Origin of the sequence: Delftia sp. JD2 (assembly GCF_001682645.1) — a bacterium.
GTDB classification, from domain to species: Bacteria; Pseudomonadota; Gammaproteobacteria; order Burkholderiales; family Burkholderiaceae_C; genus Comamonas; species Comamonas acidovorans.
This window is the reverse complement of the sequence record NZ_LFJT01000001.1, coordinates 61,593-80,417: the sequence shown is the minus strand read 5'-3', so window position 1 is coordinate 80,417 and position 18,825 is coordinate 61,593. Positions and strand designations below refer to the sequence as shown.

At 69.3% G+C, this 18,825-nt stretch carries 15 protein-coding genes; 4 read left to right on the top strand and 11 right to left on the bottom strand.

What is annotated here, in order from left to right; translation table 11 throughout:
- Window position 1: 1 nt before the first annotated feature.
- From ACM14_RS00325 to ACM14_RS00300, 6 genes are all read right to left on the bottom strand, one after another.
- Window positions 2-763 (bottom strand): fumarylacetoacetate hydrolase family protein, encoded by a 762-nt coding sequence (locus ACM14_RS00325; RefSeq protein WP_065344932.1) that lies wholly within the window; start codon window positions 761-763, stop codon window positions 2-4.
- On the bottom strand, window positions 760-1,440 hold the full coding sequence (locus tag ACM14_RS00320) for a fumarylacetoacetate hydrolase family protein (RefSeq protein ID WP_065344931.1): 681 nt from the start codon (window positions 1,438-1,440) through the stop codon (window positions 760-762). The genes ACM14_RS00325 and ACM14_RS00320 overlap by 4 nt, the downstream gene beginning before the upstream one ends.
- A gap of 164 nt (window positions 1,441-1,604) precedes the next feature.
- Complete coding sequence (locus ACM14_RS00315) at window positions 1,605-5,276, bottom strand: fibronectin type III domain-containing protein (protein ID WP_254661978.1); 3,672 nt, start codon at window positions 5,274-5,276, stop codon at window positions 1,605-1,607.
- 210 nt (window positions 5,277-5,486) lie between these two features.
- A complete protein-coding gene (locus ACM14_RS00310) occupies window positions 5,487-5,909 on the bottom strand; it encodes a universal stress protein (protein ID WP_012202049.1) in 423 nt (140 codons plus the stop codon).
- 63 nt (window positions 5,910-5,972) lie between these two features.
- On the bottom strand, window positions 5,973-6,872 hold the full coding sequence (locus tag ACM14_RS00305) for a metallophosphoesterase (RefSeq protein ID WP_065344930.1): 900 nt from the start codon (window positions 6,870-6,872) through the stop codon (window positions 5,973-5,975).
- Window positions 6,873-6,920: 48 nt separating this feature from the next.
- Window positions 6,921-7,880, bottom strand: coding sequence for a LysR family transcriptional regulator (locus tag ACM14_RS00300; RefSeq protein WP_013800015.1), 960 nt, complete (start codon window positions 7,878-7,880; stop codon window positions 6,921-6,923).
- Between the two features lie 141 nt (window positions 7,881-8,021).
- Here ACM14_RS00300 and ACM14_RS00295 point away from each other — a divergent pair, with 141 nt between their 5' ends.
- Window positions 8,022-8,441: a hypothetical protein gene (locus tag ACM14_RS00295; protein ID WP_012202052.1), complete on the top strand. Its 420-nt coding sequence runs from the start codon at window positions 8,022-8,024 to the stop codon at window positions 8,439-8,441.
- Window positions 8,442-8,734: 293 nt separating this feature from the next.
- Here ACM14_RS00295 and ACM14_RS00290 read toward each other — a convergent pair whose 3' ends face one another.
- From ACM14_RS00290 to ACM14_RS00285, 3 genes are all read right to left on the bottom strand, one after another.
- Window positions 8,735-10,600: a phosphoenolpyruvate carboxykinase (GTP) gene (locus ACM14_RS00290; protein ID WP_063327825.1), complete on the bottom strand. Its 1,866-nt coding sequence runs from the start codon at window positions 10,598-10,600 to the stop codon at window positions 8,735-8,737.
- A gap of 325 nt (window positions 10,601-10,925) precedes the next feature.
- Window positions 10,926-11,075 (bottom strand): hypothetical protein, encoded by a 150-nt coding sequence (locus ACM14_RS31935; protein WP_013800017.1) that lies wholly within the window; start codon window positions 11,073-11,075, stop codon window positions 10,926-10,928.
- Window positions 11,076-11,181: 106 nt separating this feature from the next.
- Window positions 11,182-12,381 carry a threonine ammonia-lyase gene (locus ACM14_RS00285; protein WP_065344929.1) on the bottom strand — a complete coding sequence of 400 codons (1,200 nt, stop codon included), beginning with the start codon at window positions 12,379-12,381 and terminating at the stop codon, window positions 11,182-11,184.
- A 135-nt stretch (window positions 12,382-12,516) separates the two neighbouring features.
- Between ACM14_RS00285 and ACM14_RS00280 the strand changes: the two genes are divergently transcribed.
- Both ACM14_RS00280 and ACM14_RS00275 read left to right on the top strand, forming a co-directional pair.
- Entirely contained in the window at window positions 12,517-13,545 is a 1,029-nt protein-coding gene (locus tag ACM14_RS00280; RefSeq protein ID WP_065345022.1) for an AraC family transcriptional regulator, read from the top strand.
- Window positions 13,546-13,692: 147 nt separating this feature from the next.
- A complete protein-coding gene (locus tag ACM14_RS00275; RefSeq protein ID WP_065344928.1) occupies window positions 13,693-14,805 on the top strand; it encodes a siderophore-interacting protein in 1,113 nt (370 codons plus the stop codon).
- A gap of 33 nt (window positions 14,806-14,838) precedes the next feature.
- Here the strand turns inward: ACM14_RS00275 and ACM14_RS00270 are convergent, their stop codons facing one another.
- Window positions 14,839-16,359 (bottom strand): class I adenylate-forming enzyme family protein, encoded by a 1,521-nt coding sequence (locus ACM14_RS00270; protein WP_065344927.1) that lies wholly within the window; start codon window positions 16,357-16,359, stop codon window positions 14,839-14,841.
- A gap of 45 nt (window positions 16,360-16,404) precedes the next feature.
- Entirely contained in the window at window positions 16,405-18,099 is a 1,695-nt protein-coding gene (locus ACM14_RS00265; protein WP_065344926.1) for an acyl-CoA dehydrogenase family protein, read from the bottom strand.
- Between the two features lie 96 nt (window positions 18,100-18,195).
- On the opposite strand from ACM14_RS00265, the gene ACM14_RS00260 reads away from it, so the two are divergent.
- A complete protein-coding gene (locus tag ACM14_RS00260) occupies window positions 18,196-18,804 on the top strand; it encodes a TetR/AcrR family transcriptional regulator (RefSeq protein WP_012202060.1) in 609 nt (202 codons plus the stop codon).
- Window positions 18,805-18,825: the final 21 nt, after the last annotated feature.

The following is an 18,825-nucleotide window of genomic DNA, read 5'->3' as shown; positions in this document are numbered from 1 at the left end:
TTCAGGAGGCGGCCGGCGCGTCGCCGACGATGGTGTTGACCAGGCGGCCCAGGCCTTCGATCTCGGTGACGATCTCGTCGCCCACGCGGGAGTCGGCCACGCCGTCGGGCGTGCCGGTGAGGATGAGGTCGCCGGGGTTCAGGGTCATGAAGCCCGACAGGTGGGCGATCAGCGAGGGGATGTCATGCACCATGTCGCGCGTGCTGCCGTCCTGCTTGAGCTCGCCGTTGACCCAGCTGCGCAGGCGCAGGTTCATGGGGTCGGGCACATCGGCCGCATCGACGAACCATGGGCCCACGGGCGTGGCGCCGTCGCGGTTCTTCACACGCAGGTTGGGCCGGTAGAAGTTCTCCAGGTAGTCGCGTATGGCGTAGTCGTTGGCCGTGCAGTAGCCGGCGACCACGCCGTAGGCGTCTTCGCGGCGCACGTTGCGGCAGGTCTTGCCTATGACCACGCCCAGCTCGCACTCGAAGTGCATGTAGGCCACGTCGGCGGGCCGGTACGTGCGGCCGCGGTGGCCGTTCAGCGTGTTCGGGCCCTTGAGGAAGACCAGCGGCTCCTCGGGCGCCTTGTTGAAGGCGATTTCCTTGGCATGGTCCGCATAGTTCAGGCCCAGCGCGAAGACGGTGCCGAACTGCAGCGGCGGCAGCCACTGCACGGCGGTCTCCGCCACCAGGCGGCCACCGGGCAGCTGCACCTGTCCGTGCGGGCCTTCGGTGACCTGCAGGGTCTGGCCTTCGAAGATGACGCGTCCGTGCTTCATGCTGCTGCTCCCTGTTCTGCCACCACCGAATGCGTGAGCCGGCCCAGGCCGGGCACCTCGATGACCACGCGGTCCCCGGGCCGCGCCAGCGGCGCGCCCTCGCCCGGGCCCAGCAGCAGCACGTCGCCGGGCGACAGCGTCATGAATTCGGTCACGTCGGCCAGCAGCCTTGCGGGCGGGCGCACCAGGTCGGCAAAGCCGCGCTGCCAGACCTGTTCACCATTGATGGACACCGTGAGTTCTGCCGCTTGCGCATCGAAGCCTGCGCCGCGCACCAGCGTGCCCAGCGGGCAGAAACCGTCGCGGCAGCGCTGGCGGATGGCGGGGCGGTAGTAGTTCTCGTGCGGCAGCGTGAGGTCGCTGGCGATCAGCCAGCCGGCCACATGGTCCAGGGCCGTTGCTTCGCTGACGCGCGTGGCGCTGCGGCCGATCACCAGGCCGATGCTGGCATCGACGCGGACCTCGCCGGGATCGGCCGGCACGGCCACTGCAGCGCCATCGCGCGCCCAGGTGTTGCGCGGCTTGAGATAGAGCACGGGGGCGCGCGGAGCGGCCTTGTAGGGCGCGCTGTCGAACTGCGGCGACAGGCGCTGCACGGTGGCCTGCTGGTTGAGCAGCGTGCCGTAGACCGTGCCCAGCGCAAGGCCGTCATCCAGGAGAAAGGGCTGAATCTGCATGGTGTGGATTTAGTTAACGTGGTAATTATTGTTTTTGCAACAAGCCCCGTCAACACGGTGGATTCAGGGTTTTCCCAGGCCGCAGCAAAAAGCCCCTGCGCGGCGAACCGTGCAGGGGCTTGAAGGGGGTACCGGGTGCGGCCGGTACAGAAGGCGCGCGGGCGTCAGCCGCGGCGGCGGCGCAGTGCGGCCATGCCGCCCAGGGCCAGCGCCAGCAGCGCCTGGGCCAGTGTGGACAGGCCGGGCACGGGGGTGGCCGTGGCGCCGGGCGGCAGGGCCGCAGGCGCGGCCACCGCCACGGGGTCCACGATGACGCCGTTGACGGTCAGGTCGCTGTCGCCCGTCTGCCCGTCGGTGATGTCGAAGCTCACCGAGCGGCGGTCGGGTGCGAAGCGGTAGGCCGAGGCGCTCAGCTCATACCAGTGCGCCGTGGGCGTGGCGGCCGTGGGGCCGTACTTCCAGAGCGTGGCCTGGGCGGGTGCGGCTTCAGGCAGGTCCATGCGGATGGTGGCCATGGAGCCCGGCGTGCCGCCCATGAGCACGAAGCTCAGGCTGCCGTAGGGCAGACGCAGGTTGCCCGGCAGCGGGCTTTGCGAGGGCGCGGGCTGAAAGCCTGCCGAGTTCGAGGCGAACTGCCATTGGTCCGCACCCACGTTGCCCGTGCCGTTGCTCACGCCCGCCGTGTTGCTGCCCGTGCCGATCTGCGTGCCGATGGGCACAGGCTTGCTCAGGGCCAGCACAGCCGGCGCGCTGGCCGTGCCCGAGGCCGGCAGGTTGACCGCATGCACGCGATAGCTCACGGCAGGGTCCAGGCCGGTGAAGGACAGCGTGGCGGCCGTGCCTGCTGTGGTGCTGACCGTGTTGCTGGCAGGGGCTGGCAGGCCGGCGGCATCCAGGCCGGCCATGACCTGTTCCCAGCTGGGGACGGGCGCATTGGCGGGCAGGGCCACGGCGCGCAGGCTGCCGCCCACGCCGGGCGTGGCCTGGACCACGGCCGATGTCTGGTCCACGGCCTGGGCGGACAGGGCCACGGTGGACAGCGCCGGCACCGCCAGGCTGTCCAGGCGCGCCTTTTTCCAGGCGGCATAGGGCAGGTCCTTGGCCACGGTGCCATCGCCGTAGAAATCGGCATCGCCGCAGTCGCTGATGATGTCCACGCTGCCGCCTGCGTCCAGGCTGGCCGGCATGGCGCCTATGCCTTCGGCCGAGCAGGCGGTATTGGGCACGGTAATGGCGGCCAGGTCGGCAGCGCGCGGGCGCAGGTTCAGGGCCAGGCCTGCGCCGTTCACGCGGCCATCCCAGGAATAGAGCTGGAAGTTGCGCGGCGCGGTACCCGTGGCGCTGGCCGAGGGACCGGCAATGATCAGGTACTCGCCAGCTGCGTTCTTGCGGATTTCGCGGATGCCGCGGCCGCCCAGGTCCAGGCGGATCGGCTGGCCCATGGTCGCGCTGCCTTTGCTGCCGCCACCGGCCGCAGGCAGGGCCGCGAAGTTGGTCACGGGCACGATCAGCGCATGCGTGCGGCCCGTGGCGTCGTCGGCCGTGACGGCGGGCGCGCCCGGTGCCGGCACCAGCGGCGCGCGAAAGCCCAGCCAGGCGGCGCCGTTGTCGGGGCTGGTGGACATGCCTTCGATGGAAAAGCCGCTCATCGTCTCGGCCTCGGGCGCCTTGGTGGCGCCGCCGTCCGAGCTGGCCACCAGGCCCAGGTAGTTGGCGGCAAGGCCGTCATGCGCGGCCGCGTCCCAACTGCGCAGGTCCTCGCGCAGCCAGCGGTAGTAGCCACTGGCGGTCAGCGCCGTGGAGGCGCCGGAGCCGGTCACATCCATCGCCGCCAGGCGCCAGCGGTCGGTGCGCGACTTGCCGCTCTTGTTGTTGGAGTGCGAGCCCGCCACGTACACGCGGCTGCCCAGGGCAAAGCTGGCCTCGATGTCCATTTCCTCGTCGCTCTTGCAGCTGTCCAGGCCCGTGAGGCCGGCGCCGGTGCAGGCGGCGGCATCGGCCAGGCCCAGAGCGGTCCTGTCCAGCATCAGCGGCTTGATGGGCAGCCCGCCGGCGGGGCCATAGGCCGAGAAGGAGTTGCCGGCCGGCAGTGCATTGCCCGAGGCATCCTGGGCGGGCGCTTCGTCGTCGCCCACCAGCATGGTGGCGGCATCGATGACGATGGCCGTCGATGCGTCCGAGCGCCCGGCCAGCCAGCGCGGGCTGGTGTTGGCTGCGGTGTTGGCCGAGGCCGCGTACTTGATGGTGCGGCTGACGGAGGCGCCGCCCGCGTTGGTCAGCGTGACGGTGATGTCGGCATAGCCCACGCCGGTGGGCGTAATCCTGAGCACGGCGTTGCCGGCCTGGTTGGACGCGGCCAGGCCGGCGTCGGCCACCACGGCCTGGTTGCTCGAACGCGCAGTGACCTGTACGCCGCCAGCACTCCCCGCATCCTGCACCGTGAAGCCGATGCCTGCCGAGGCCAGCGGGTCGTTGGCGTCGCCGACCACGCCGGAAAACGCGGTCAGTTCGGGCAGCGAAGCCGTCGGCGGGGCCGAGGCCATGAAAGGCACGCTCACTGCAGCCGTGCTCCCGCCGAGGCCGTTGACGGCGCGCACGCGCAGCGTATAGCTGCCGGGCTGCAGGCCTTCCAGCGCCTGGCTGTTGCCCAGGGCCAAGGCCGTGGAGGCTACCGATGCAAAGCTGTCCTGCGACAGCTCCACCACGTAGTAGGCGGCGCCCGGCACGGCGTCCCAGGCGGCCGTCACGCGGTTGCCGGCCGGGGTGGCCGCCAGGTTGGAGGGGGCGGCGGGCACGGTCGCCGGCACGGTCTCCAGCGGGGCCCAGGCCACGCCATAGAACACGCCGTCCTGCGGCGCGGCGATGGACTCGGCCGTGCCCGACAGCGTGCCGGTGTAGCCGCCGTGATCGAAGGCGCGGTACAGGCGGCCCGTGGTGTCGGTGGCCATCAGCATCACATTGCCGCCGCCGGTATCGAAGGCGGCCAGGCCGTGGACCTTGGACAGGCCGGCAATGGAGCCTGCGGGCTGCCAGCTGGTGCCGTCCATCGAAAGGCGGAATTTCCTGATGGCGCCGGTATCGTTGTCCGCCACGTAGACGGTGTTCGCCAGGGCGGGGCCGCCATCGAGTTGCAGGAAGGCGATGCCGCGGTAGGTGGAGGGCGTCAGGCCCGCCAGGGGCAGGGCCGTCTGGATGCCCGTGGTCGGCAAATTCGTGCCGATCTGGTTGAGCGAGCCGCCGTTGATGGCGGCGATCAACTGGCCGCCGGCGACCGCCAGGCCCTGGACATTGCTGCTGTTCAGTTGGGAGATGCCCGTGCCGTCGGCAGCCACGTGCCAGACGCCATTGTTGGCCGTGGCCGTGCCCTTGCCGCTGGCCCAGACGGCGCCACAGTCGCTGCTGGCTGCACCGCGGATGGTGTCCTTGCTGAAGGCCGTGGTGCCGAGCGGGCGCAGGCTTTTCACGTCGGAGTCGAACCCCACCACGGCCACGGCGCGCTGGGCCGCCGCTGCCGTGACGCCGTTGGGCTCGGTGCCGCCGGTGGCCACGGCATAGCCGGGAACCACCAGACACAGGCCATTGTCCGAGCGGTTGAGCAGGCCTTCCGAGCCCTTGCTGCTGGCCGTCAGCGGCGTTGCTCCGCCTGACAGCGGCAGCGATTGCACCAGCGTGCCGTCCACGCGGTACTCGTCCAGGTACACGGGCAGGGCGCCCGTGCCGGTGCCCACGCGGTAGGCCACCAGGTTGCCCGGGGTGAACGGCGCGGACCATGCAGCGCCACACAGGGCCAGGCAGGCCGTTGCAATCGCCTTGTGCCGCCAATCCAAAGTATCCATGCGCATGCTCACCATCCCCTGTGTGACAAATCGCGCGACTGTAAAAGGCGGCTGTGACAGCCCGGTGACGGCAGGCCATGCACGACGGCGGCAAGCTGCCATGCAAAAAAAGACGGCTCCCGCGGGGGAGCCGTCTTTGGTTCATTGCGCCGTGAAGCCTGCGCTTTGCTTTTTCTGGTTATGGGCGCCGCATGTCCACGGTGCAGTGGATCAGCGGATCAGCAGCACCGGCACCTGGCTGCCGGCCAGCACCTGGGTGCTGACCGAGCCCATGACCAGGCGGCCCAGCGCGCCATGGCCATGCGTGCCCATGACCAGCAGGTCGAACTTGCCTTCCTCGGCGGCCTTGATGATGGAGTCGGCGACCGGGCCCACCTTGCTCAGGCGCGTGGCCTGCACGCCGTGTTCGGCCAGGTAGCTGCACACGGGGTCCAGCACCTTGGTCGATTCCTCGGCGTAGTACTCGTCCACCACCTCCTTGCCCAGGGCGGCGCGCGCGCGGGCCGGCAGTTGGGGCTGGACGGTGATGGCGCTGTAGCTGTGGGCGGAGCCCAGGATCTCGGGGTGCGAGGTCAGGTAGGCCAGCATCTTCTGGGTGTAGGGGCTGCCATCGACTGCGAGCAGGATGTTCATGAAAGTCCTCCTTTGGTATGGCCCAAGACTAAGCCCAAGCCGGGATGGAGTGCTTGATCCAGGTCAAGCGCGGACCGGCGCATCTGCCACCTCTGCCGCCCCTGCGGTCATGTGCACCGGCAACTCGATGGTAGAGCGCGGGAAAAAGCCCTCCTGCTCGCCCTTGCGTGCATAGCCCAGCGGGTTGGCCACCACGCGGCAGCGCCAGGCGCTGCCATCGTCGCGCAGGCCCTCGGCCACATAGTCGCTGGGCGAATGCAGGTGGCCGTGCAGCCACAGTTCGGCAAAGGGCAGCAGGTCGTCGAGCACATTGCAAAAGCCGGCCGTGCCGGGCACCAGGCCATAGCGCGGATCGGCGCTGCGCAGGCTGGGCGCGAAGTGCGTGACGGCCACCGTGGGGCCGTCGAAAGGCCGGGCCAGCGCCTGGCGCAGCCATTGCTGGCAGACCAGCGACTGCTCGCGCATGGGCTCGGCCAGGAAGGGCTCGCCGCCGCGCGTGCCGCCGGTCTTGTGCAGGTAGAAGTTGGCGGCGCGAAAGGCCTTCTCGCGCAGCTTGAGCAGTCGGGTCAGGTCGCTCACGCCTTCGTGCATGGACATGGCGTCGTAGTCGCTCCACAGCGTGGTGCCCACGAAGCGCACGCCGCCCAGCACGGCGGTCTCGCGCTCCAGCCAGACCATGCCCATGCGCTCGCAGGCGGCGCGCAGGCGGGCATGGGCGGCGTCGAAGTCCTGCATGTCGTACTCATGGTTGCCCGGCACGAAGATCACGGGGCAGGGCCAGCCCGCGTACTGGGGCAGGGGAGAGAAGCGCTCCAGCCCGAAGTGCTCGCCTTGCAGCAGGCTGCCGCTTTGGTAGGAGCCTATGTCGCCGGCCAGCACCAGCACGTCGGCATCGGGTGCGGGCTCGGCGATGAAATGCGGATGGGCCTCGAGGTGCAGGTCGGACAGCAGCTGGATCTTCATGCGGCCAAGTGTAGAACCTGCGCTGGCGCGCGCCCCCGCAACGCGCTCTCAGGTGTGCGGGAAGGTGGCCTCGGCCGAGCGCGTGAGCGTGCGCAGCAGCCATTCATAGGCCTGCGGATGCTGGCCGCGCCGGCGCCACAGCGCATCCACATGCACGGGCTGCACGTCGAAGGGCAGTTCGCGCAGCACCAGCTTGTCGGCCATGCCGGTCACGGGCACGAAGTGGCGCGGCAGGATGGTCAGCAGGTTGGAGTTCATGACCACGCGCCCGGCCGTGAAGAACTGGTTGACGGTGAGCACCACCTGGCGCGTGCGGCCCAGCGAGGCCAGGGCCTCGTCGATGAAACCGAAGGAGCGGCCCGAGAAGCTCACCAGCATGTGGCGCGCCGCGCAGTAGTTGTCCAGCGTCAGCGGCACATCGGCCAGGGGATGGCCCTGGCGCATCACGCACAGGTACTCGCCTTCGTACAGGCGCCGACTGTCGAAGGCCACCAGGGCGCCCGACTGCGCGCGCGCCGTCAGGTCGGCCAGCGCGGCGGGGAAGTAGCCCACGGCCATGTCGGCCTCGCCGGCCTCCAGCAGGCCGCGCGGGTCGCGCGTGGTCAGCGGCAGCACGCGGATGCCCACGCCGGGCGCCTCGCGCTCCAGCAGGCTGAACATGGGCGGGATCAGCGTGGCCGCCGTGGCGTCGGCCATGGCCAGCACAAAGGTGGCGGTGGCGGTGGAAGGATGGAATTCGCCCGGCGTCAGCGTGTCCTGCAGTTGCTGCAGCGCCTCCCGGATCACGGGCCACAGCGCCAGCGCGCGCGGCGTGGGCTCCACGCCCTGGCCCTGGCGCACCAGGAGCTCGTCGCCCAGGGCCTCGCGCAGGCGGCGCAGGGCGTTGCTCACGGCCGGTTGGGTGATGGCCAGCTTGTGGGCCGCCCGCGTCAGGCTGCGCTCTGCCATCACCTCGTCGAAGACGCGCAGCAGGTTCAGATCCAGTGTGCGGAAGTTCAGGGCAGACATGGCGGCGGGCGCTGAGTCATCACTGGCGTGAATGCTACAGATTCAAGATATAAATTTGAAGAGCTCTAGGGTAAACCCTATAGTTACACCTAGTCGCCCGCCACGCCGTCAAAAGCGGCTATTTAACTGGGTTTATCTGCCATGAGCAACTTCATTTACAACTCCTACTGTGTCGAGCACCCTGGTGTGGTGCATGTCTATCAAGCCGCCGATGACCGCAAGAGCGCTGCCAAGCGTTTCTCCGGCAAGCGTGGCGCCAGCGCCCTGCTGCTCGCTGCCCTGGTGGCCGCGCTGATGGTGGTGGTCAACGAGGTCGCCCACAACTGGACCGACGGCCACATGCTGGGCGCCTGGGTGGTGCTGTGGGTTGCCGCCTTCATGGGCCTGGCCCTGTTCTCCGCTCCCGCCCGCCGCGCTGCCATGACGGCCCGCGCCGGCTACCGTGCCTGGACCGAGAGCCGCCAGCAGGCCGCTGCCGACGAGCGCATCTGGAATGCCGCCCTGCAGGACGCCCGCCTGATGGCCGACCTGGCCCGCGCCATGGATCGTCAAGGCAACTGATCTCTGCCTGGGGCGCCTTGCGGCGCTCCTCCAAAAAAGCCGCTGCCCACAAGGCGCGGCTTTTTTGTTGTCTGGGGAGCGTCGTTGAAACGCCACAAAAAAGCCTCGCACTGCGAGGCTTTTTCTATGGGTCGAGAGCTACTCAGGGATTCATTGTTCTGTGCATCTTCCACAGTCCATGAAACTGGCGCTGTCCAAAGCAAGGGGCACCGAGGAAGGGCCGCCCCGCACCGAGGGTGCCGTCCCCCCCGCGAAGCGAGAGGGGGAAGCGGCGTAGCCGCTCAGGGGGAGCTTTATGTCCCCAGGCGCTTTTCGAGTTCGGCCTTGGTCACCAGCAGCTCCTGGGGCAGCTTGTGGGCCAGCTTGTCGAAGTGCTCGGTGTGCAGCTGCATTTCCTCGGCCCAGGCGGCCTTGTCGATGCTGGTCACGCTGGCGAACTGGTCTGCGGAGAAGTCCAGGCCGGTCCAGTTGATCTCGGCGTACTGAGGCGCAATGCCGAAGGCGGTCTGCTCGCCCTGTGCCTGGCCTTCGAGGCGGTCGATCATCCACTTCAGCACGCGCATGTTCTCGCCGTAGCCGGGCCAGACGAACTTGCCGTCGGCGTTCTTGCGGAACCAGTTGGTGGTGAAGATCTTGGGCAGGACGGCGCCCTGGCCTTCGATCTTGGCGCCCAGCGTGAGCCAGTGCTGGAAGTAGTCGCTCATGTTGTAGCCGGCAAACGGCAGCATGGCGAAGGGGTCGCGGCGCACCACGCCCTGGGCGCCGAAGGCGGCGGCCGTGGTTTCCGAACCCATGGTGGCGGCCATGTAGACGCCTTCGGTCCAGTTGCGGGCCTCGGTCACCAGCGGCACGGTGGTGGAGCGGCGGCCGCCGAAGATGATGGCGTCGATCTTCACGCCCTTGGGATCGTCCCAGGCTTCGTCCAGCGCGGGGTTGTTGGTCGCGGCCACGGTGAAGCGGGCATTGGGGTGGGCGGCCTTGGCGCCGGTTTCGCGGGCGATCTGGGGCGTCCAGTCCTTGCCTTGCCAGTCGATCAGGTGATCGGGCTGCTTGCCGGTGTCCTTGTCCATGCCTTCCCACCACACGTCGTTGTCATCGGTCAGCGCGACGTTCGTGAAGATCACGTTCTTGTCGAGGCTGGCCATGCAGTTGGGGTTGGTGTGGTAGTTCGTGCCCGGGGCCACGCCGAAGTAGCCGGCTTCGGGGTTGATGGCGCGCAGCGAGCCGTCAGCCTGGGGCTTGATCCAGGCGATGTCGTCGCCGATGGTGGTGACCTTCCAGCCTTCGAAGACCTTGGGCGGCACCAGCATCGAGAAATTGGTCTTGCCGCAGGCGCTGGGGAAGGCCGCAGCCACGTGGTACTTCTTGCCCTGGGGGTTGGTCACGCCCAGGATGAGCATGTGCTCGGCCAGCCAGCCCTGGTCGCGGCCCATGGTGGAGGCGATGCGCAGCGCAAAGCACTTCTTGCCCAGCAGGGCGTTGCCGCCGTAGCCCGAGCCATAGCTCCAGATTTCGCGCGTCTCGGGGTAGTGGACGATGTACTTGGTCTTGTTGCAGGGCCAGCTGGTCTGGTCCTTCTCGCCTTCGGCCAGGGGCGCGCCCACGGTGTGCACGCAGGGAACGAACTCGCCTTCGACGCCGATCACGTCATACACGGCACGGCCCATGCGGGTCATGATCTTCATGTTGACGGCCACATAGGCGCTGTCGGACAGCTCCACGCCCACGTGGGCGATGGGCGAGCCCAGGGGGCCCATGGAGAAAGGCACCACATACATGGTGCGGCCGGCCATGCAGCCGTCGAACAGCGGCTGCAGCGTGGCGCGCATCTCGTTCGGGGCCATCCAGTTGTTGGTCGGGCCCGCATCTTCCTTGTTGGCCGAGCAGATGTAGGTGCGGTCCTCGACGCGCGCCACGTCGGACGGGTCGGACCAGGCCAGGTAGCTGCCGGGGCGCTTGACGGGATCGAGCTTCTTGAAGGTGCCGGCATCGACGAGCTGCTGGCACAGCTGCTCGTACTCTTCCTGGGAGCCGTCGCACCAGTGGATCCGGGCGGGCTTGCACAGTGCGGCCATCTCGGCCACCCAGGCGATCAGTCGGCTGTTCTTGACGTAGGCAGGGGCCTGGATGTTCAGGCCTTGCATGACGGGTGCGTTCATCGCGGAGCTTCCTTCAATTGAAAAAACCAGTTTTTCAAAGGGGACGCGCCTGTTGCCGCACCAACTTTGAGAAACGGGCTCTTGTTCAGTCGGCGCGCGAAGGAAGCTCTTCTCGGGGCGGCGAGGCGGCGCTGGCGGAAGCTGGCGGCGCACCGGCTGGGGATTCGATTCTAGGGAGCGGTCACGAATTTGTCAGCAAACGAATGGCAAAAACTATGCATTCTGTGCATTGAAATATGCAAGATGATCTGTCTGTTTGCCTATGCAATAGGCAAACAAAAAGCCCCGCAAAGCGGGGCTCGGTGCAGGGGGCGAAGGGGCCGTATCAGGCCATGTTGACGGCGATGAAGGCCAGCAGAAACATCATCACGGCACCTGCCAGGGGCAGGATGACGGGCATGTAGGGGACGATGGCCTCGGTGGCGTCTTCGGGGGGCGACTGCTCGCCGTGGTTCGCTGCGGGATCATGCGACATGCAAAAGCTCCTGGCTGCCAATGGGGATGCCCCATTCTAGGCAGGCCTGCCCGCCAGCGCCTTCGGGGAAAGCCATGACACAAGGGGCCAGGGGCCTGCTAGGGCTCTAGACGGCGTTGACCTGCATGCCTTCTGCCTGCAGGGCAGCGATGACCTCTTCGATATGGGCCTTGTTGCGGGTCTGCAGCACCAGCTCGATTTCCACGCTCTGCGCAGCCAGCATGGTGAAGGCGCGCTGGTGGTGGACTTCCTCGATATTGGCGCCCGCCGCTGCCACCGTGGCCGTGATGCGCGCCAGCACGCCGGGCACGTCGCGTGCGCTGACCTTGATGCGCGCCAGCCGCCCGGAGCGCACCATGCCGCGCCCGATGATGGCCGCCAGCAGCAGCGGGTCGATGTTGCCGCCCGACAGGATCAGCCCCACCTTCTTGCCCGCGAAGTGCTGCGGATGGCGCAGCAGCGCGGCCAGGCCCGCGGCGCCCGCACCCTCGACCAGGGTCTTCTCGATCTCCAGCAGCATGAGCACGGCCTGCTCGATGTCGCCTTCATCGACCAGCAGCATGTCGTCCACCAGGCGCGATACGACTTCCTGCGTGATCGCGCCGGGCTGGGTGACGGCAATGCCCTCGGCGATGGTCGAGGTGCCCATGGGCAGCCCGGCCTGGCGCACGGCATTGAACATGGACGGAAAGCGCTGGGTCTGCACGCCGATGATCTCGATGCCCGGGTTCAGTCCCTTGGCGGCCGTGGCCACGCCCGCGATCAGGCCGCCGCCGCCGATGGCCACGATGAGCTGGTCCAGGTCGGGCTGCTCGGCCAGCATCTCCAGCGCCAGCGTGCCCTGGCCCGCCGCGATCTGCTCGTCGTCATAGGGGTGGACGAAGCACAGGCCCTGCTGCTCGGCCAGCGTGTAGGCGTGCTGGCGCGCCTCGGCCAGGGAGTCGCCGTGCAGCACGATCTCGGCGCCGAAGCCGCGCGTGCGCTCCACCTTCACGCCCGGCGTGAAGCGCGGCATGACGATGACGGCACGCACGCCCAGGCGCTGCGCGTGGTAGGCCACGCCCTGGGCATGGTTGCCGGCGCTCATGGCGACCACGCCGCGCGCGCGCTCCTCGGGCGAGAGCTGGGCCAGCTTGTTGAGGGCGCCGCGTTCCTTGAACGAGGCCGTGAACTGCAGGTTCTCGAACTTGAGGTAGACCTGCGCTCCCGTGATCTGGGACAGCGTGCGCGATTCCACGCAGGGCGTTTCGAGCACGGCGCCGCGCAGGCGGTCGGCGGCGTTCTGGATGTCTTGGAGGCTGAGCATCACGCATTGTGGCGCACGGCGGCCCGGGCGCGCGGCAGGGCACGCCATGGATTCCCCGCAGAAAGCGCCGCACCGGCGCGATCCATAAAATGAGAATCATTCTTGTCTTTGGGGCGCACACCGCTCCGGCTGGCCATGGCTCTTTCCTCTGTCCAAACACCTGCACGCCCTCCGCGCTGGCTGGGGCGGGGCACGCTGCGTGCCTGCGACTTCAGCGGTCCCGACTACCGCATCCTCGACGCCGAGGTCACGGCCGAGGACGCGCTGCTGGCCGGGCACCTGCAGTCCTGGCAGGTCCAGCCCGGCCTGTGGCTGCATGGCGTGGAGGCGCGCGACCTGCGCACCATGAGCACGCGTTCGCCGGCCGTGCCGGGGCTGCATCTGGTCGTGCTGCTGGAGGGCTGCGTGGACGTGGCCTTTGGCAGCCAGGGCCTGCAGATGCAGGTGGCGCCCGCCAGCCCGGCCGGTGCCCATGCGCAGGCCTGCGGCGCCGTCATCCATTCGCGGCCCGGCGACATGTTCATGCGGCATTGGCGGCGCGGCAAGTTCGAGCGCAAGCTCAGCATCACCGTTCAGCCGCAATGGTTTGCCGCCCAGGCCCTGCCTATGGTCGCGCCACCGCTGCTGCGGCACTGGATGGAGCAGCAGTTGCTGGCCATACAGCCCTGGCAGCCATCGCCGCGCGCCGTGGCGGTGGCCGAGCAGATCATCCAGCTGGCGCGTGAAGGCTCTGCCCCCCTGCTGCTGGCCAGCCGCGCGCTGGAGCTGGTGCACGAGGCCGTGCAGGCGCTGGACGCGCCCGAGCCCGACCCAGCGCAGACCGTGCCGGGCGTGCTGGGCGTGCGCGAACACCGGCGCATGGCGCGCCTCAAGGCCTTGCTGGACAGCGGCGGCGACGGCTGCCGCCCGCTGGCCGAAATCGCGCGCGAGGTCGGCCTGAGCGCCAGCGCCCTGCAGCGCCAGTTCCGCCTGGCCTACGGATCGAGCATCGACGGGTACCGGCGCGAGCAGCGGCTGGAACGCGCCTGGGCCGCGCTGGAGCAGACGGGCTGCAGCGTCTCCGAGGTCGCGCATGCGGCCGGCTATTCCAGCGCCGCCAATTTCTCCACGGCCTTCAAGCGCCGCTTCGGCATCTCTCCCAAGCTGGTGCGCGCCAGGCTCTGAGGGCCTGGGCCGCTGTATGGGTTTATGGGCGTATGGGCCTATGGGTTGATGGGCTTATGGGCGCGCTGCGCAAACGTCGGCGGGGCTGGCGCAAACCCCGCGGGCGCCGGGCGATGCTGCAATCACCGAACGAAAGGACATCCGTCAATGACACAGCTGCAGGCACGCACTTCGGTGCGCATGGACAGGGCCGAGGAGGCCATCGCCGCCATCGTCGGGCACATGCAGGAGCACGACATCACCGTGCGCCGCGAAGGCGCGCGCTGGGTGGCCGACTACGAAGGCGGCCGGGGCCAGCTGTGGCTGGAGGACCAGCAGGTCCATGCCGAGGTGGCGGCACCCGGCGTGGAGCTGCTGCAGGACATGAAGCTCATGCTGGCCCACCTGCTGCTGGAGGCCACGGGCGCCGCCGACGGCTCCCTTGCCTGGGAGGGTGACGGCGCCGCGCTGCAGCGCCCGCCGGCCTTCCGCGAACTGCGGGTGCTGGCCGTGCGCGATCTCACGCCGCACATGCGCCGCGTGCGCTTTGCCTGCGACGACATGGCGCGCTATGCGCAGGACACCAACATCCACGTCAAGCTGCTGTTCCCCCAGCCCGGCGTGACCGAGCCCGAATGGCCCACGCTGTCGGCCAGCGGCCTGCTGCGCCTGCCCGAGGGCGACATGCGCCTGGACATGCGCACGTACACCATGCGTGCGATGGGAATGGCCCAAGACGGCGCCGACGGATGGATCGACGTGGACTTCGTGCTGCACGAGGACGCCGGCCCCGGGTCCGCCTGGGCCGCGCGCGCCCAGCCGGGCCAGCGCATCGGCATGACCGGCCCCGGCGGGCGCACGGCCACGCCGGCCGACTGGATGCTGCTGGCCGGCGACGACACCGGCCTGCCGGCCATGCTGCGCATTGCGGCCGCCCTGCCGGCGCACACGCGCGGCCATGTGTTTGCCGAGGTCCAGGGCCCGCAGGACGAGCAGCCCGTGCAGGCGCCCGCAGGCCTGCAATGGCATTGGCTGCACCGGGGCGCTGCCGAGGCCGGCACCACCACGCTGCTGATCGACGCGCTGCGCGCCGTGCGCTGGCCGGATGCGTTGGCCGGTCATCCCTCCAGCCGCTTCGTCTGGGCCGCTGGCGAGTTCGACACCGCCCAGGCCGTGCGCCAGTGGGCGCGCGAGGAGCGCGGGCTGGAAAAGCACGAGCAGCTGGTCGTGGCCTATTGGCGGCGCGGCATGAGCGAGTCGGATTTCAAGGCAGCGAAGTAGGTCGCGAAGCAGGCCACGCAGGAGGCCGGCACCTCAGGTGGCGCTGCGCTCCTGACGCAGCAGGAATTTCTGCAGCTTGCCTGTGGGCGTGCGCGGCAGGCTGGCCGCAAAGACGAATTCACGCGGGATCTTGTAGCGCGCCAGCCTGTCGGCCAGGAACTGCTGCAGTGCCTCGGCCTCCGGCGCGGCCTCGCCGCGCGTCACCACGTGGGCGACGACGGTCTCGCCCCATTCGGCGTGGGGCCTGCCCACGACGGCGACATCGGCGACCTGGGGATGGGCCGACAGCGCGTCCTCCACCTCCTTGGAATACACGTTCTCGCCACCCGTGATGACCATGTCCTTGGTCCGGTCCACGATGAAGAGATAGCCCGCGTCGTCCAGGCGCGCAAGATCGCCCGTGCGGTACCAGCCGCCCGGTGCGAAGGCGGCAGCCGTGGCCTGGGCGTCGTGCAGGTAGCCGTCCATCACGCTGCCGGTGCGCAGCCAGATCTCGCCGGTGTCGCCCGGGCCGGCATCCTCGCCGTCGTCGCGCACCACGCGCATGTCCACGCCGGGCAGGGCCACGCGGCCGATGGAGCCGGCCCGCTCCACCTGCTCCTCGGGGTAGAGCGTGGTGCCCGTGGGGCCGGTCTCGGTCATGCCGTAGACCTGGTAGAAGCGGTCGCTGCGGTAGGCCGTGGCCAGCTTGTGTGCCATCTCGGCGCCGATGGGGCCGCCGCCGTAGACCCAGGCGCGCACGCTGCTCAGGTCGTAGCGGGCAAAGTCGGGCAGCATCTGCAGCGGCGCAAAGTAGGAGACGGGGGCGCCGAAGTACAGCGTCACGCCCTCGTCCTGCACGGCCTGCAGGAAATGCTGGGGGTGGTACTCGCGCAGCAGCACCACGGTGCCGCCCATGTACAGCGTGCCGCCAAACCAGTTGTTGAGCGGCGAGGAGTGCCAGATGGGCATGGCCATCAGCGTGCGTTCCTCGCGCGTGATGGACAGGCCCAGCGCCGCTGTGATCGCCGCCAGCGTGACGGCGCGGTGGCTCAGCAGGCAGCCCTTGGGCCGGCCCGTGGTGCCCGAGGTGTAGAGCACCTGGGCGATGTCGCCATCGGCGGGCCGCGTGCCTTCCATGGGCCTGGCGGCCGCCACCAGCGTGTCCCAGTCCTGGACACCCGGGACGGCCTCTTGCGCCTCGGTCACAAGGCGGGCGCAGGGGTGTGGCGCGGCGGCGACCACGGGCGCGAGTGCGGCGTCAAACACCAGGGCCTTGCACTGCGCGTGGTCGAGGATGTACTGCAGCTCGGGCGCCTGCAGCTTGTGGTTGACGGGCACCAGCGCGGCGCCCAGGCGCCAGGCGCCGAACAGGGCTTCGACAAAGCCCGGCGTGTTCAGGCACATCAGGGCCACGGTATCGCCCCGGCCCACGCCCTGGGCCTGGAGCACGGCGGCCGCGCGTTGCGAGCGCCGCTGCATGTCGGCATAGCTGATGGAGGCGCCGCGGTCGCGCAGAAAGGCCTTGGCGGGCGTCTTGCGCACGGCGCTGTCGAAGGCGTCGAGCAGGTTCATGTCTTGTCTCCTTGTGCTTTGTTGTGTGGTGGGCCGGCGGCCGCTTCAGGCGGGCAGCGCGCGCTGAAGGATGGCGGCGATGTCCAGGCCTGCCGGGTCGAAGGCGCCCGCCACCATGGCGCCCTGCTGCGCCCCCAGGCGCGTGGCGATGAAGCCATCGGCCATGGCGGGCGGCGCATGGCGGCGCAGCAGGCAGGCCTGGGCCAGCAGCACCAGGTCCTGCACCAGGCGGCGTGCCTGGGCCTCGAGCTGGTCAGGCGGGCCGGACAGGCGCCGTGCCAGCGATTGCGCCTGCTGCAGCAGCGCGGGCTCGCCCGCTGCCGTGTCGATCAGGTCCTGCAGCAGCAGCTGTGCGCCGTCGGGCTCGCGCGAGATGGCGCGCAGCACGTCCAGGCACATGACGTTGCCCGAGCCTTCCCAGATCGAGTTCACGGGCGCCTCGCGGAACAGGCGCGCCATCACGCCCGTGTCCACATAGCCGTTGCCGCCCAGCACCTCCATGGCCTCGCCCGTCAGCTCCACGCCGCGCTTGCAGACCCAGAACTTGGCCGCTGGCGTCATGATGCGTTTCCAGGCGCGCTCCAGCGGATCACCCTCGTCGCCTCCACGCTCATAGGCCTGGGCCAGGCGCATGGCGATCTGCAGCGCGGCCTCGCTTTCCAGCGCCAGATCGGCCAGCACGGTGCGCATCAGCGGCTGCTCGGCCAGCTGCTTGCCGAAGACGCTGCGCCGGCGCGCATAGGCCAGGGCCTGCACCGTGGCCGAGCGCAGGATGGCGGCGCTGCCCAGCACGCAGTTCAGGCGGGTGTAGGTGGCCATCTCGATGATGGTGGGAATGCCCCGGCCTTCCTCGCCCATCAGGATGCCCCAGGCGTCCTCGAACTCCACTTCGCTGCTGGAGTTGCTGCGGTTGCCCACCTTGTCCTTCAGGCGCTGCACGCGCACGGCATTCCTGCTGCCGTCCGGGCGCCAGCGCGGTACGTAGAAGCAGGCCTGCCCACCGCCTTCCCCCATGCGCGCCACCACCAGGTGGGCATCGCACATGGGTGCCGAGAAGAACCACTTGTGGCCGCGCAGCAGGTACTCGCCGCCACGCCCGCCGGCGTGCACCGGCATGGCCACCGTCGTGTTGGCGCGCACGTCGGAGCCGCCCTGCTTCTCGGTCATGCCCATGCCCAGCCACATCGATGCCTTGTCGGCCACGGGCAGGTCGCGCGGATCGTATTCGTGGCTGAACAGCTTGCCCTGCAGCTGCTGCCACAGCGCCGGTTCCTTTTGCAGCAGCGGGATGGCGGCCGTGGTCATGGTGGCCGGGCACAGCGTGCCCTGTTCGACCTGGCCGTGCAGGTAAAAACCTGCGGCCCAGGCGCTCCAGCGGCCCGCGCTGCTGTCCTCGAAGGGCAGGGAGATCAGCCCCTGCTGCCGGTATAGTCCCAGCAGCGTGTGCCAGCTCGGGTGGAACTCCACGGCGTCGATGATGCGGCCGCGCGCGTCGAAGCGGTGCAGCTCGGGCGTGTGGCGGTTGGCCTGCTCGGCCAGCTCCCAGGTGGCGCGCTCGCCCAGCTGCTGCGCATAGCGCGACAGCGAAGGAATGTGGCGCGCGGCGCCGTTGCGCTGAAGGGCCTCGGCCAGGGCAGGATCGGCCTCCAGCAGGTTGAAGTCGGTGAGTTCGTCGACCTGGTTCAGTACGTCGTGCGTGTTCCAGGTGCGCCCTGTCTGCAATGTCTGGCCGGTGCTCATGCGTGTCTCCGTGATCGTTGGTCTCAACGCAAAAGTCTAGGAAAAATGCCCAGCAAAGGTGTTCGGGTTTCACGGCAGCAGCCGCAGCCGCCCAAAGTGCGGCGCCGCCCCCTGCAATCGCGCGCGCAGGCCACCTCGCAGGCGCTGCAGGACGCCTTTGTTCGGCTTGTGATCGAGCAGGGCTACGAGCGCACCACGGTGCGCGAGGTGGCCGCCGTGGCCGGCGTGGGCCTGGGCACCTTCTACGAATACTTCGGCAACATGGACACGCTGGCGGCCATGTGCATCCACCGCCAGGTGCAGGCCCTGCACGCCCAGGGGCTGCAGACGCTGCAGGACAGTGCCGGCATGCCGCTGGCCACGCGCGTGGACCGCCTGCTGGACACCCTGGTCGACGGCATTGCGCGCGAGGCGCCGATGTGGGCCGCGCTGTTCATGCTGGAGCGCAAGGTGTCCGCGCCCGAGCCCTTCCGCCGCCACTACCAGGCCTATGTACAGCTGTGGGGCACGGCATTGCAGGACTGCGATCCGCCGCTGCCCGCGCCGGCCCAGCCCCTGGCACGGCTGCTGCACACGCTGACCTATGGCTGGGTGTCGCAGTCGCTGCTGGCGCTGGGGCCGCAGCAGACGCTGCAGCAGCTGCGCGCGCCGCTGGGCTGGGCCATCCATGCGCTGCTGCGCGAGGCGCAGGCTCCGTCCGCGTAGCGGACCCCGCAGCGGACCCCG

Bases quoted from the DNA above. Each gene is read 5' to 3' on its own strand.
- ACM14_RS00315 (WP_254661978.1), bottom strand. From the start codon at position 5,276: ATGGATACTTTGGATTGGCGGCACAAGGCGATTGCAACGGCCTGCCTG.
- ACM14_RS00300 (WP_013800015.1), bottom strand. From the start codon at position 7,880: ATGTCTGCCCTGAACTTCCGCACACTGGATCTGAACCTGCTGCGCGTC.
- ACM14_RS00305 (WP_065344930.1), bottom strand. From the start codon at position 6,872: ATGAAGATCCAGCTGCTGTCCGACCTGCACCTCGAGGCCCATCCGCAT.
- ACM14_RS00275 (WP_065344928.1), top strand. From the start codon at position 13,693: ATGACACAGCTGCAGGCACGCACTTCGGTGCGCATGGACAGGGCCGAG.
- ACM14_RS00290 (WP_063327825.1), bottom strand. From the start codon at position 10,600: ATGAACGCACCCGTCATGCAAGGCCTGAACATCCAGGCCCCTGCCTAC.
- ACM14_RS00325 (WP_065344932.1), bottom strand. From the start codon at position 763: ATGAAGCACGGACGCGTCATCTTCGAAGGCCAGACCCTGCAGGTCACC.
- ACM14_RS31935 (WP_013800017.1), bottom strand. From the start codon at position 11,075: ATGTCGCATGATCCCGCAGCGAACCACGGCGAGCAGTCGCCCCCCGAA.
- ACM14_RS00310 (WP_012202049.1), bottom strand. From the start codon at position 5,909: ATGAACATCCTGCTCGCAGTCGATGGCAGCCCCTACACCCAGAAGATG.
- ACM14_RS00295 (WP_012202052.1), top strand. From the start codon at position 8,022: ATGAGCAACTTCATTTACAACTCCTACTGTGTCGAGCACCCTGGTGTG.
- ACM14_RS00320 (WP_065344931.1), bottom strand. From the start codon at position 1,440: ATGCAGATTCAGCCCTTTCTCCTGGATGACGGCCTTGCGCTGGGCACG.
- ACM14_RS00265 (WP_065344926.1), bottom strand. From the start codon at position 18,099: ATGAGCACCGGCCAGACATTGCAGACAGGGCGCACCTGGAACACGCAC.
- ACM14_RS00285 (WP_065344929.1), bottom strand. From the start codon at position 12,381: ATGCTCAGCCTCCAAGACATCCAGAACGCCGCCGACCGCCTGCGCGGC.
- ACM14_RS00280 (WP_065345022.1), top strand. From the start codon at position 12,517: ATGGCTCTTTCCTCTGTCCAAACACCTGCACGCCCTCCGCGCTGGCTG.
- ACM14_RS00270 (WP_065344927.1), bottom strand. From the start codon at position 16,359: ATGAACCTGCTCGACGCCTTCGACAGCGCCGTGCGCAAGACGCCCGCC.